Source organism: Pseudomonas sp. 2,4-D, assembly GCF_030418155.1.
GTDB classification, from domain to species: Bacteria; Pseudomonadota; Gammaproteobacteria; order Pseudomonadales; family Pseudomonadaceae; genus Aquipseudomonas; species Aquipseudomonas alloputida.
The window spans coordinates 1-13,386 of sequence record NZ_JAUHUI010000071.1; the positions used below are offsets into that span (position 1 = coordinate 1).

Here is a 13,386-nt window from a genome sequence, read left to right on the forward strand (position 1 = left end):
ACGGGCATCCATGCCCGTCACCTGCCTCCGCAAGGCCTGCGTTCGGCCTCCTGAAGTCGCGAAGATCAAGATCAAGAGCAACAGCAACAGCAACAGCAACAGCAACAGCAATAGGCAACGCTGGGGGAGGCACAGACAAAACCCTTCAATCCGAGTAAAGTGCCGCCCCCGCCGTTTACAGCAAAAGGATCCCTTCCATGACACACCCTTTGGATATCGCCGTCGTCGGCGCCACCGGCAGCGTCGGTGAAGCCTTGGTGCAGATCCTCGAGGAACTGGCATTCCCGGTTGCCACCCTGCACCTGCTGGCCAGCGGGGAATCGGCGGGCAGCAGCGTGATGTTCGCTGGCAAGAAACTGAAGGTGCGCGAAGTCGACAGCTTCGACTTCGCCCAGGTCAAGCTGGCCTTCTTCGCCACCGGCGCCGCCGTCAGCCGCAGCTTTGCCGGCAAGGCGCTGCAGGCGGGCTGCACGGTGATCGACCTGTCCGGGGGGCTGGACGACGCCCTGGCCCTGGTGCCGGAAGCCAACGCCGAACGCCTGGCCAGCCTGTCGTTGCCAGCGCGTATCGTCAGCCCATGCTCGGCCGCAGTAGCCCTGGCCGTCGCGCTGGCGCCGCTCAAAGGCCTACTGGACATCGAGCGGGTGCAAGTGATGGCCGCGCTGGCGGTTTCGGCGCAAGGCCGTGAAGCGGTCAGCGAGCTCGCCCGGCAAACCGCCGAACTGCTCAATGCCCGCCCGCTGGAGCCGCGCTTCTTCGACCGCCAGGTGGCATTCAACCTGCTGGCCCAGGTTGGTGCCGCCGACGAGCAGGGCCATACCGCGCTGGAGCGCCGCCTGGTCAGCGAACTGCGCGTGCTGCTCGGCCTGCCTGAACTGAAGATTTCCGTGAGCTGTGTTCAAGTACCGGTGTTTTTCGGCGATAGCTTCAGTGTGGCTGTGCAAAGCCGTCGCCCGGTAGACCTGGCAGCGGTCAACCAGGCCCTGGAGGCAGCCGACAGCATCGAGCGGGTGGAAAACGATGATTATCCGACCCCGGTAGGTGACGCAGTGGGCCAAGACGTGGTCTATGTTGGACGTGTACGTCACGGTGTTGATGAAGACCGGCAACTCAACCTCTGGCTAACCACCGACAACGTGCGCAAAGGCGCCGCGCTCAATGCCGTGCAAGTGGCGCAATTGTTGATTAAACACATGCCGTAAAAGATACTGGCGAGCACTTTTGTCCTGCTCCGCATGCAGGTTCCGGGACGATTCATACAAGGGAAGAGGTCATGCTTCGAATTCGCAAACTGGTTCTGGCCATGGCTGCAGCATCCGCGCTGTCGTCTGGCATGGCGAATGCGCTGGGCCTGGGGGAGCTGACCCTGAAGTCGGCACAGAATCAGCCGCTGGACGCCGAGATCGAATTGCTCGACGTGCGCGACCTCAAAGCCGCCGAAGTGGCGCCGAGCCTGGCGCCACCGGAAGAGTTCAGCAAGGCCGGGGTGGCGTTTCCGACCTACCTTGAAGACCTGACCTTCACACCGGTGATCAACCCCAACGGCAAAAGTGTGCTGCGCGTGACCTCCAGTCAGCCGCTGCCAGGTCCGGTGGTCAAGTTCCTGGTGCAGGTAATGTGGCCGCAGGGCCGCCTGCTGCGTGACTATAGCGTGCTGCTCGACCAGGCCAAGGCGCAGGGCGACAAGCCGGCGGCAGGCAATGTCACACCGGCCATCACCGGTGCCAGCAGCTACACCACCCAGCGTCGCGACACCTTGTGGCAGATTGCCGCGCGTAACACCCAGGGTGGATCGATCCAGCAGACCATGATCGCGATCCAGGCTTTGAACCCGGACGCCTTCATCGGCAACAACATCAACCAGCTGAAGGTTGGCCAGGTACTGCGCCTGCCCGACCAGCAGCAGATCCAGAGCATCACCCAGGGCGAGGCGAACCGTGAGGTGGCCGAGCAGTATGCGGCCTGGCGTGAAGGCCGTCGCCTGGGGCCGCGTGCCCGCCAGCTGGATGCCACCCGCCGTGGCGCCGCCGAGGCTGCACCGTCGCGTATCGCCCAGGGCGACAACCTGCGCCTGGTCAGCCCGGGCAAGCAGGCCGGTGCAGGTCAGGCCAAGGCGTTGAATGACGAGCTGGCCATGGCCCAGGAAAGCCTGGACACCAGCCGTCGCGACAACGAAGAACTGAAAAGCCGCATGGCCGACCTGCAGAGCCAGCTGGACAAGCTGCAGCGTCTGATCGAACTGAAGAACAACCAGTTGGCACGCCTGGAAGGCCAGGGCGCAGCCGGGTCGGCAGCGGCTGCCGCTACCCCGGAGCAGCCCGTGGTCAATCCGGCGCCTGCTGCTGCAGATACCGCACCCAAGCCTGTGCCGGACGTCCAGCCAGCACCCGCCAGCCAGCCGAAGGGTTCACTCGACTCGGTCCTGGGCAACCCGTGGCTTCTGGGGGTGATTGCCGGTTCCAGCATTCTGGTGCTGGCACTGCTGCTGTGGCTGCTGGCGCGTAAGCGCAAAGCCCAGCAAGAAGCCGAGAAGCACCTGCGCATGGCGCGGGCGCTGGAAGAAGAGCAGGGCGCAGGTTTCGACAGCGATACCGAGAGCTTCGACGGCGTAGAAACCCGGGAGCCTGGCGTAACCCTGTCGCCGGCTGTGGTTGCCGCTTCGGCTGCAGCTGCCGTCGCTGCGGAAAAAGTGGCAGAACCGGTCGCTGATGCAGAACCCGAGTCTGAACCGCAAGCAGACCCGCACGCCGCGCTGCTGGCGCAAGTCGACCAATGCCTGGCCGAAGGCCGCCTTAATCGTGCCACCGAGCTGCTGGAGCCCGCCGTGGCCGCCGCGCCGGAGCGTGACGACCTGCGCCTGAAACTGATGGACGTGTACGCCCGTCAGGGTGACCAGAGCGCGTTCGCCGAACAGGAGCGTCAGCTGCCGGCCAGCGAGCAGAATGTTGCCCAAGTCGCCGGCCTGAAAGAGCGTTACCCCGCCATGCTCGGCCTGGCCGCTGCCGGCCTGGGTGCGGCGGCGCTGGCTGCCGAAATGGATGAGCAGTACGTGCAAGAGTTGCTGCACGATGAGCCCGAAGCGCCGGTGGTTGCCGACGTGGTTCCTGGCGAGTTGTCCGGTTTCGAGCCGCAGGAGCAGGCTGAGCAAGAGGCTGTGGCGCAAGCAGGGCCGGACGCTGAGCTGGACGCCTTCGATGAAGTGCCAACGCTCGATGCAACGGACCTGGCCGAGCAGGATCTGGACAGCGCCTTCGACCTGAGCCTGGGTGAAGACCTGGCCGATCAAGACCCGCTGGCCGCGTCCGTGCTGGACGAGCCGATGGCACAGGTGGGCGTACCCGACGAGCTGGTAATCGCTGAGCCTGTGCTGGATGAGCCCGTACAGGAAGAGGCTCAGCCAGAAGAACAGCCCTTTGCCGTGGATGCCGAGCTGCAAGCCGACGCCGACGCTGATTTCGAGGCCATGCTGGCTCAGGCCGAGCCTCAGCCTGCCGTGGACCTGTCTGATTTCGACCTCGACGTCAGCGAGCCGGTTGCCCCGGCTGCCCCGCAGGCGCTGGAGCAAGATCCGCTGGATGTCGCATCCGAACTGGCTGCCTTCGACAGCGAGCCGGAGTTCGACCCGGTCTCCGAGTTCGACCTGCCATCGGACTTCGACTTGTCCCTGTCGCTGGAAGACGATTCGCCGGCCGCCAAGAGCTTTGCCTCCGAGCTCAATGACGTCAATGCCGAGCTGGACAAGCTGTCGCAGAGCCTCGAAACGCCATCGCTGGAGCCGCATTTCACCAGTGGAGACGCGGTTGCGCAGCCAGAGCTCGAGCCTTTGGATGACTTGGACTTCGACTTCTTCTCCGGCAGTGACGAAGTCGCCACCAAGCTCGACCTGGCCCGTGCCTATATCGACATGGGTGACAGCCAAGGCGCGCGCGACATCCTCGATGAAGTGGTCAAGGATGGCGACGACAGCCAGCGCCAGGAAGCCGAGGACATGCTCTCCCGGTTGGTCTGATGCAAGCAGGGCAGGCCTCTTCGCGGGCTTGCCCGCGCCCACGGGATCCCCACAGGTTGTCGACCTTGTGAGTGACCTGTGGGGGCGAGCCCGCCCACGAAGAGGCCCGCACATGCAGTGCGCATCCACCGGCAGCCCTACGAGGCTGCCGTTGTCGTTATAATCCCCGCCATTCCGTACACCCCACAGGTTTCATGCTCTTGGACATCATCGATACCGCTACCGCCGAATCCGCGGCCGAAGGCTACTCCCGCATCGCCCTGGGCGTGGAATACAAAGGCGCGCGCTACCGCGGCTGGCAACGTCAGGCCAGCGGCGTGCCGAGTGTCCAGCAAGCCCTGGAACAAGCGCTGTCCAAGGTCGCCAACGAGCCAATTTCGGTGATCTGCGCCGGGCGCACCGACGCCGGCGTTCACGGCTGCGGGCAGGTCGTGCACTTCGATACCCGTGCCGTGCGTGACGAGCGCGCCTGGACCATGGGTACCAACTTCAACCTGCCGCACGACATCAGTGTGGTCTGGTCGCGGCCAATGCCGGCCGACTTTCATGCCCGCTTCAAGGCCTGCGCCCGGCGTTACCGCTACGTCATCTACAACGACCCGATTCGCCCGGCGCACCTGGCCGAAGAAGTGACCTGGAACCACCGTCCGCTGGACGTCGATCGCATGGCCGAGGCGGCGCAGTTCCTGCTGGGTACCCACGACTTCAGCGCCTTCCGTGCCAGCCAGTGTCAGGCCAAGTCACCGATCAAGCACATCTACCACCTGCGTGTTACCCGCCATGGTCAGATGATCGTGCTGGACGTGCGTGCCACCGCCTTCCTGCACCACATGGTGCGTAACATTGCCGGTGTGCTGATGGCCATCGGCGCCGGCGAGCGTCCGGTTGCCTGGGCACGCGAGGTGCTGGAAGGGCGCAACCGCCGTGAAGGTGGGGTAACGGCCCACCCATACGGGCTTTACCTGGTGCAGGTGGAGTACCCCGAAGCGTTTGCGTTGCCCAAGCGTTACATCGGCCCACACTTTTTGAGTGGTTACGAGGCGTTGGCAGACTGACGAGCGAAAAGCCATTTGCTAACATCCGCCCTTTCGCCGCAACAATCAGGGTTCTTGTTCCATGAGCAATGTTCGCAGCAAGATCTGCGGGATTACCCGCATCGAAGACGCACTGGCCGCTGCCGAAGCGGGGGCCGATGCCATCGGCTTCGTCTTCTATGCCAAGAGCCCGCGGGCGGTGGACGTGCGCCAGGCGCGGGCGATCATTGCCGAGCTGCCGCCGTTCGTGACCACGGTCGGGCTGTTCGTCAATGCCTCGCGCTGTGAGCTGAACGAGATCCTCGAAGTGGTTCCGCTGGACCTGCTACAGTTTCACGGCGATGAAACCCCGCAGGACTGTGAAGGCTACCACCGCCCCTGGATCAAGGCCCTGCGTGTGCGCCCTGGCGATGACCTGGAGGCGGCCTGTCGGCTTTACGCGGGTGCCCGCGGCATTTTGCTCGACACCTATATGCCGGGCGTGCCAGGGGGAACCGGCGAGGCGTTCGACTGGTCATTGGTACCGGCGCGTCTTGGCAAGCCGATCATCCTCGCGGGCGGGCTGTCGGCCGATAACGTTGGCCAGGCCATTGCCCAGGTAAAGCCTTATGCGGTGGATGTCAGCGGTGGCGTCGAACAGGCCAAGGGCATCAAGGATGCGGCGAAGATCGAGGCCTTCATGCGTGCGGTGAAACAGGCGTGATGGCAGATGTGACGGCTGGCTGCGCGCCATCGTCCATAGCTTTCGCAGCCCTGCGGGCCGCATGCCAGCACCTGTGGCGGCAAAAAACACATTAGCGGTGGAGTGGCGCGCTGGAAGCCCCGGCGGCCGGTCCACCATCGTTTCATAAAAGATTTTGAGCTCAAGGGCAGGGCCGGTGACACCGTCCCCCGCCTGCCAATACTGGAGAAAGAAAGCATGAGCAACTGGTTAGTCGACAAACTGATCCCTTCGATCATGCGTTCCGAGGTGAAAAAGAGCTCGGTGCCTGAGGGCCTGTGGCACAAGTGCCCGTCCTGCGAGGCCGTGCTGTATCGTCCGGAGCTGGAAAAGACCCTGGATGTCTGCCCCAAGTGCAACCACCACATGCGCATCGGCGCACGTGCGCGTATCGACATCTTCCTTGACGCCGAAGGCCGTGCCGAACTGGGCGCTGACCTGGAACCGGTCGACCGCCTGAAGTTCCGTGATGGCAAGAAGTACAAGGACCGCCTGACCGCTGCGCAGAAGCAGACTGGCGAAAAGGACGCGCTGATCTCCATGAGCGGCACCCTGATGGGCATGCCGATCGTGGTTAGCGCCTTCGAGTTCTCGTTCATGGGCGGTTCCATGGGTGCCATCGTCGGCGAGCGCTTCGTCCGCGCGGCCAACTATGCCCTGGAAAACCGCTGCCCAATGGTTTGCTTCTCCGCTTCGGGCGGTGCGCGCATGCAGGAAGCGCTGATCTCGCTGATGCAGATGGCCAAGACCTCTGCCGTGCTGGCGCGCCTGCGCGAAGAAGGCATTCCGTTCATCTCGGTCCTGACCGACCCGGTGTATGGCGGTGTTTCCGCCAGCCTGGCGATGCTCGGCGACGTCATCGTCGGTGAGCCGAAGGCCCTGATCGGTTTCGCCGGCCCACGCGTGATCGAGCAGACCGTACGCGAGAAGCTGCCTGAAGGCTTCCAGCGCAGCGAGTTCCTGCTGGAGCACGGTGCCATCGACCTGATCATCTCCCGTGGCGAATTGCGCCCGCGTCTGGCCCGCCTGCTGGCGCAGATGACCGGTCAGCAAACGCCGGAAGAAGCGCGTGAGGCGGCTGCCGTCGCGTGATGAAACAACGATCCCTGGGCGAATGGCTCGCCTACCTCGAGCAGTTGCACCCCTCGGCCATCGACATGGGCCTGGAGCGGTCGCAGAAGGTGCTTGCCCGCTTGGCGCTGGGCAAGCTGGCGCCGCGCGTGGTGACAGTAACCGGCACCAACGGCAAGGGTTCGACCTGCGCCTTCGTGGCGTCGTTGCTGCGTGCTCAGGGGCTCAAGGTCGGTGTGTACAGTTCGCCGCACCTGCTACGTTACAACGAGCGGGTGGTGATCAATGGTCAAGAGGCCAGCGATGAGCGCCTGTGCGAAGCCTTCGCCGCCGTCGAGGCTGCGCGAGGCGATATTTCCCTGACCTACTTCGAGATGGGGACGTTGGCCGCGTTCTGGTTGTTCTACCAGTCGCAGCTGGATGCGGTGGTGCTGGAGGTGGGCCTGGGTGGCCGCCTGGATACCGTCAACGTAGTGGATGCCGACTTCGCCCTGGTGACCAGCATCGGTATCGACCATGTTGATTACCTGGGTGATACCCGCGAGCTGGTGGCCTTCGAGAAGGCGGGTATCTTCCGCCCGGGCAAGCCGGCCCTGTGCGGTGATCTGGATCCGCCCGGGCCGTTGCTGGACAAGGCCGCTGAACTGGCCGCGCCACTGTTCCTGCGCGGTCGGGAATTCGACCTGGCCAGCGCCGATGGCTGCTGGAGCTGGCGTGGTACTGCCGCCGATGGCGCGCAGGTCGAGCTGCGTGACCTGCCTTTGCTTGACTTGCCCATGGAAAACGCCACGCTGGCCTTGCAGGCTTACCTGCTGATGGGGCTGCCGTGGGACGCGGAGCAAGTTCGCCAGGCGCTGCTGGATACCCGTATCACTGGGCGTCTCGACCTCCGTAACTTGAACTGGCAGGGCAAACCGGTAGCGTTGCTGCTGGATGTCGGGCACAACCCGCATGCGGCGCAGTACCTGGCCATGCGCCTGGCGGCCCGACCGCTGAAGGGGCGCCGCTTCGCGGTCTTTGGCCTGCTCGCCGACAAGGATCTGGAGGGCGTTATCGCGCCGCTGCAGGGCCTCATCGACGACTGGGCGGTGGCGCCGCTGGATACCCCGCGCAGTCGCCCGGCCGCAGAACTGGCCTCGTCCTTGGCGAACCTCGGTGCCACGGTGAAGTCTTATGCCAGCGTCGACGCCGCCCTTGAAGGGCAATGTGCGCAGGCGACGGGGGATGATCAGATCCTGCTGTTCGGTTCGTTTTTCTGTGTCGCCCAGGCGCTGGAATGGCTGGAACGGCACGCCCAGGAGGGTGGAATAGATGGCTGTGCTGGATAAAGGGATGAAACAGCGCATGGTGGGTGCGCTGGTGCTGGTGGCGCTGGCGGTTATCTTCCTGCCGATGCTGTTTACCCGCCAGGACGAGATGCGCCAGGTGCACGTCGAAGCTCCGCAGGCACCGGCCATGCCCAGCCTGCCGGAAGTGAAGGTGGAGCCGGTTGCCGTGCCGGAGCCACAGGTTATTGCGCAGGAGGCGCAGCAGGCGCCGGTGGTGATCGACGAGGCCACTGCGCCGGCGAGTACACCCAGCCAGCCAATCACCCCGTCGCCACAGACCCAGGCGCAGGTTCAGCCACCCAAGCCGCAGGCGCCCGCGCCCAAGGTGGAGGCCAAAGCTGCTGCAACACCAGCGCCTCCCGCGCCATCGAAGATCGACGCCAATGGCCTGCCCGTCAGTTGGTCGATCCAGCTGGCCAGTCTGTCCAACCGCGCCGGAGCCGAAAAGCTGCAGCAAACCCTGCGTAGCCAGGGTTACAACGCCTATATTCGTACGGCGGGCGGCATGAACCGCGTGTACGTGGGGCCGTTGATCGAGCGCGCCGAGGCCGAGCGCGTGCGTGACGCCATCAATCGTCAGAACAGCCTCAAGGGCTTTGTGGTGCGTTTCCAGCCTGAGCGCAGCTGATTCCCCGGGGCGGCTAGGCCGCCCATTCGCGGGTGGGCCCGCGCCGGCAGGTACTGTGCCGCTGCAAGGCTTACCCAGAACCTGTCGGGGCGGGTTTGCCTGCCAATGGCCCAACACCAATCCAGCTGACATTCCGCTTACTCCCGGCCCGCCGCTCTGGTAAAATGCGCCGCCTCAAACGTCTGCAGGCAACACCGTGGCATTTACCTTGGTTGATTGGGCGATCATCGCGATCATCGCCGTCTCCACACTGATCAGTCTCAAGCGCGGCTTCGTCAAGGAGGCCTTGTCCTTGCTCATCTGGATCATTGCCGGTGCGGTTGCCTGGATGTTCGGCGGTTCGCTCTCGGTGTATCTTGAGAGCTATATCCAGACGCCATCGATGCGCATCATCGCTGGCTGCGCCATTCTTTTCGTCGCCACCTTGCTGGTGGGGGCCATGGTCAACTTCCTTGTCGGTGAGCTGATCCGCGTGACCGGGCTGTCCGGCACCGATCGTTTCCTGGGCATGGCCTTCGGTGCTGCGCGCGGGGCCTTGCTGGTAGTGGTGGCCATTGGCCTGATCAGCCTGGGGCCGGTTCAACAAGACACCTGGTGGCAGGAATCACGCCTGATACCACAATTTCTCTTGGTCGCCGACTGGTCGAAAAACCTGATTCTGGGTTTCACCGACCAATGGACGCCCAGTGGGCTGATCAGCACTCCGGCTGATCTTCCGTTCAAGGAACAGTTGCTCGGGCCGTCCAAGCCCTGAGCACTATTCACTCAAGTTTCATCAAAGTAGGGGTTGCGTCGCATGTGTGGCATCGTCGGTATCGTCGGTAAGTCGAACGTCAATCAGGCGCTGTATGACGCGCTTACGGTCCTCCAGCACCGCGGCCAGGACGCTGCCGGTATCGTGACCAGCCATGACGGCCGGTTGTTCCTGCGCAAGGATAATGGCCTGGTGCGCGACGTGTTCCAGCAGCGCCACATGCAGCGCCTGGTTGGCAACATCGGCATCGGCCACGTGCGCTACCCGACTGCGGGCAGCTCGACCTCGGCCGAGGCCCAGCCGTTCTACGTCAACTCGCCTTACGGCATCACCCTGGCTCACAACGGCAACCTGACCAACGTCGAGCAGTTGGCCAAGGAGATCTACGAGTCCGATCTGCGCCACGTCAACACCAACTCCGACTCGGAAGTGCTGCTGAACGTGTTCGCCCATGAACTGGCGGTGCGCGGCAAGTTGCAGCCGACCGAAGAAGACGTGTTCGCTGCGGTCTCCCATGTGCACAGCCGCTGCGTTGGCGGTTACGCCGTGGTGGCCATGATCACCGGCTACGGCATCGTCGGTTTCCGCGACCCCCATGGCATTCGCCCGGTGGTGTTCGGTCAGCGTCACACCGACGAAGGCGTGGAATACATGATCGCGTCGGAAAGCGTCGCCCTGGACGTGCTCGGCTTCACCCTGATCCGCGACCTGGCACCGGGCGAAGCGGTTTACATCACCGAAGAAGGCCAGTTGTTCACCAAGCAGTGCGCCGAATCGCCAAAGTTGCAGCCGTGCATCTTCGAGCACGTCTACCTGGCGCGCCCGGACTCGATCATCGATGGGGTCTCGGTGTACAAGGCGCGTCTGCGCATGGGTGAAAAGCTGGCCGACAAGATCATGCGCGAGCGCCCCGATCATGATATCGACGTGGTCATCCCGATCCCGGATACCAGTCGCACTGCCGCGCTGGAACTGGCCAACCGGCTGGGCGTCAAGTTCCGCGAAGGTTTCGTCAAGAACCGTTACATCGGCCGTACCTTCATCATGCCCGGTCAGGCCGCGCGCAAGAAGTCGGTGCGTCAGAAGCTCAACGCCATCGAGCTGGAGTTCCGCGGCAAGAATGTGATGCTGGTGGACGATTCGATCGTGCGCGGCACCACCTGCAAGCAGATCATCCAGATGGCCCGCGAAGCCGGCGCCAAGAATGTCTACTTCTGCTCCGCGGCCCCTGCAGTACGCTACCCCAACGTCTACGGCATCGACATGCCGAGTGTTCACGAACTGATCGCCCACAACCGCACCACCGAACAGGTGGGTGAGTTGATTGGCGCCGATTGGCTGGTCTATCAGGACCTGCCAGACCTGATCGACTCGGTCGGCGGCGGCAAGATCAAGATCGAGCAGTTCGATTGCGCGGTGTTCAACGGTGAGTACGTCACTGGCGATATCGACGAAGCCTACCTCGACCGCATCGAGCAGGCCCGTAATGACCTGGCCAAGGTCAAGAACCAGGCCGTCAGCGCGATCATCGACCTTTACAACAACTGATTTTGGGAGCGACGGCATGACGGATCAATGGGATGCCGGGCGACTGGACAGTGACCTCGAGGGTGTCGGTTTCGACACCCTGGCGGTTCGCGCTGGTCAAAACCGTACCCCGGAAGGCGAGCACAGCGAAGCGCTGTTCCTGACCTCCAGCTATGTGTTCCGCACGGCAGCCGATGCTGCTGCGCGCTTTGCCGGCGAAACGCCGGGCAACGTCTATTCGCGCTACACCAACCCATCGGTGCGTGCCTTCGAGGAGCGCCTGGCGGCCATGGAAGGTGCCGAACAGGCCGTGGGTACGTCCACCGGCATGGCGGCGATCCTGGCCGTGGTCATGTCGCTGTGCAGCGCCGGTGACCATGTGCTGGTGTCGCAGAGCGTATTCGGCTCTACCATCAGCCTGTTCGAGAAGTACTTCAAGCGCTTTGGCGTACAAGTGGACTACGTGCCACTGGTCGACCTCACCGGTTGGGAAAAGGCCATCAAGGCCAACACCAAGCTGCTGATCGTCGAATCGCCCTCCAACCCACTGGCCGAGTTGGTCGATATCACTGCGCTCAGCGAAATCGCCCATGCTCAGGGTGCCATGCTGGTGGTGGACAACTGTTTCAGTACCCCGGCGTTGCAGCAGCCGCTGAAGCTGGGTGCCGACATTGTGTTCCACTCGGCCACCAAGTTCATCGACGGCCAGGGCCGCTGCATGGGCGGTGTGGTTGCCGGCCGTACCGAGCAAATGAAAGAAGTGGTGGGTTTCCTGCGAACAGCAGGTCCAACCCTCAGCCCGTTCAACGCCTGGATCTTCACCAAGGGCCTGGAAACGCTGCGCCTGCGTATGCGTGCACACTGCGAAAGCGCTCAGGCCCTGGCCGAATGGCTTGAGCAGCAGGACGGCGTGGAAAAGGTGCATTACGCCGGCCTGCCCAGTCACCCGCAGCACGAACTGGCCAAGCGCCAGATGAGCGGTTTTGGTGCAGTGGTCAGCTTCGAGGTCAAGGGTGGCAAAGAGGGCGCGTGGCGTTTCATCGACGCTACCCGTGTGATTTCCATCACTACCAACCTGGGTGACAGCAAAACCACCATCGCTCATCCGGCGACCACCTCACACGGTCGCCTGTCGCCGCAGGAGCGTGAAGCGGCTGGTATCCGCGACAGCCTGATCCGCGTTGCCGTGGGCCTGGAAGACGTGGCCGACCTGCAGGCTGACCTGGCGCGCGGGCTGGCGGCGTTGTGATCGAAATCAGCGGCAGCACCCCGGGCCACAATGGCCGGGTAGCCTTGGTCACGGGCGCGGCCCGCGGCATTGGTCTGGGCATTGCCGCATGGCTGATCTGCGAAGGCTGGCAAGTGGTGCTGAGTGATCTGGACCGCCAGCGTGGTACCAAAGTGGCCAAGGCGTTGGGCGACAACGCCTGGTTCATCACCATGGACGTTGCCGACGAGGCCCAGGTCAGTGCCGGAGTGTCCGAAGTGCTCGGGCAGTTCGGCCGGCTGGACGCGCTGGTGTGCAATGCGGCCATTGCCAACCCGCACAACCAGACGCTGGAAAGCCTGAGCCTGGCCCAATGGAACCGGGTGCTGGGGGTAAACCTCAGCGGCCCCATGCTGCTGGCCAAGCATTGTGCGCCGTACCTGCGCGCGCACAATGGGGCGATCGTCAACCTGACCTCTACCCGTGCTCGGCAGTCCGAACCCGACACCGAGGCTTACGCGGCAAGCAAGGGCGGCCTGGTGGCTTTGACACATGCCCTGGCCATGAGCCTGGGCCCGGAGATTCGCGTCAATGCGGTGAGCCCGGGCTGGATCGATGCCCGTGATCCGTCGCAGCGCCGTGCCGAGCCGTTGAGCGAAGCTGACCATGCCCAGCATCCAACGGGCAGGGTAGGGACTGTGGAAGATGTCGCGGCCATGGTTGCCTGGTTGCTGTCACGCCAGGCGGCATTTGTCACCGGCCAGGAGTTTGTGGTCGATGGCGGCATGACCCGCAAGATGATCTATACCTGAGCACCTTGTTTAAACTGCGCCGGCTCTTCACGGGTAAACCCGCTCCTACGGTCGGCCATTAACCGTTGTAGGAGCGGTTTTACCCGCGAAGAGGCCGGCACAGGCAATAACCTCACGTTGCTTTTTTGAAAAAAATTCAATGGGGCTATTGACTTAGCTTCGCCACCTGCGTAAATTTCGCGGCCTCAGCGAAGCAAACGCAACAAGCAACATCGCGAGGGTGATTAGCTCAGCCGGGAGAGCATCTGCCTTACAAGCAGAGGGTCGGCGGTTCGATCCCGTCATCACCCACCAC

General features: G+C 63.5%; 12 protein-coding genes and 1 tRNA gene. All 13 read left to right on the top strand.

Annotation, left to right across the window (positions count from 1 at the left end):
* Positions 1-10: 10 nt before the first annotated feature.
* The 13 genes from QYE47_RS26725 (at position 11) to QYE47_RS26785 (ending at position 13,385) form a co-directional block, all read left to right on the top strand.
* The gene (locus tag QYE47_RS26725) at positions 11-250 is read left to right on the top strand and encodes a hypothetical protein (RefSeq protein WP_076403525.1); all 240 of its coding nucleotides are present in this window, start codon (positions 11-13) and stop codon (positions 248-250) included.
* The gene (locus QYE47_RS26730; RefSeq protein ID WP_070384183.1) at positions 198-1,202 is read left to right on the top strand and encodes an aspartate-semialdehyde dehydrogenase; all 1,005 of its coding nucleotides are present in this window, start codon (positions 198-200) and stop codon (positions 1,200-1,202) included. The genes QYE47_RS26725 and QYE47_RS26730 overlap by 53 nt, the downstream gene beginning before the upstream one ends.
* 71 nt (positions 1,203-1,273) lie before the next feature.
* Positions 1,274-4,009: a FimV/HubP family polar landmark protein gene (locus QYE47_RS26735; RefSeq protein ID WP_014591907.1), complete on the top strand. Its 2,736-nt coding sequence runs from the start codon at positions 1,274-1,276 to the stop codon at positions 4,007-4,009.
* Between the two features lie 194 nt (positions 4,010-4,203).
* The gene (gene truA, locus QYE47_RS26740) at positions 4,204-5,064 is read left to right on the top strand and encodes a tRNA pseudouridine(38-40) synthase TruA (RefSeq protein ID WP_019437491.1); all 861 of its coding nucleotides are present in this window, start codon (positions 4,204-4,206) and stop codon (positions 5,062-5,064) included.
* 61 nt (positions 5,065-5,125) lie between these two features.
* On the top strand, positions 5,126-5,746 hold the full coding sequence (locus QYE47_RS26745) for a phosphoribosylanthranilate isomerase (RefSeq protein ID WP_014591905.1): 621 nt from the start codon (positions 5,126-5,128) through the stop codon (positions 5,744-5,746).
* A gap of 216 nt (positions 5,747-5,962) precedes the next feature.
* Positions 5,963-6,856: an acetyl-CoA carboxylase, carboxyltransferase subunit beta gene (gene accD, locus QYE47_RS26750; protein WP_004574892.1), complete on the top strand. Its 894-nt coding sequence runs from the start codon at positions 5,963-5,965 to the stop codon at positions 6,854-6,856.
* On the top strand, positions 6,856-8,163 hold the full coding sequence (gene folC / locus QYE47_RS26755; RefSeq protein WP_041167049.1) for a bifunctional tetrahydrofolate synthase/dihydrofolate synthase: 1,308 nt from the start codon (positions 6,856-6,858) through the stop codon (positions 8,161-8,163). The genes accD and folC overlap by 1 nt, the downstream gene beginning before the upstream one ends.
* A complete protein-coding gene (locus QYE47_RS26760; protein ID WP_014591903.1) occupies positions 8,147-8,791 on the top strand; it encodes an SPOR domain-containing protein in 645 nt (214 codons plus the stop codon). The genes folC and QYE47_RS26760 overlap by 17 nt, the downstream gene beginning before the upstream one ends.
* Positions 8,792-8,987: 196 nt before the next feature.
* Positions 8,988-9,545 (top strand): CvpA family protein, encoded by a 558-nt coding sequence (locus QYE47_RS26765; protein WP_010953011.1) that lies wholly within the window; start codon positions 8,988-8,990, stop codon positions 9,543-9,545.
* 42 nt (positions 9,546-9,587) lie between these two features.
* Positions 9,588-11,093, top strand: coding sequence for an amidophosphoribosyltransferase (purF, locus tag QYE47_RS26770; protein ID WP_003247207.1), 1,506 nt, complete (start codon positions 9,588-9,590; stop codon positions 11,091-11,093).
* 16 nt (positions 11,094-11,109) lie between these two features.
* Positions 11,110-12,321 carry an O-succinylhomoserine sulfhydrylase gene (locus QYE47_RS26775; RefSeq protein WP_012053270.1) on the top strand — a complete coding sequence of 404 codons (1,212 nt, stop codon included), beginning with the start codon at positions 11,110-11,112 and terminating at the stop codon, positions 12,319-12,321.
* Positions 12,318-13,091, top strand: a complete 774-nt coding sequence (locus QYE47_RS26780) for an SDR family oxidoreductase (protein ID WP_010953013.1) — start codon at positions 12,318-12,320, stop codon at positions 13,089-13,091. Before QYE47_RS26775 ends, QYE47_RS26780 begins: the two co-directional genes overlap by 4 nt.
* 218 nt (positions 13,092-13,309) lie before the next feature.
* Positions 13,310-13,385: transfer RNA gene (locus QYE47_RS26785), tRNA-Val, on the top strand.
* The last annotated feature ends 1 nt before the right edge of the window (position 13,386 follow it).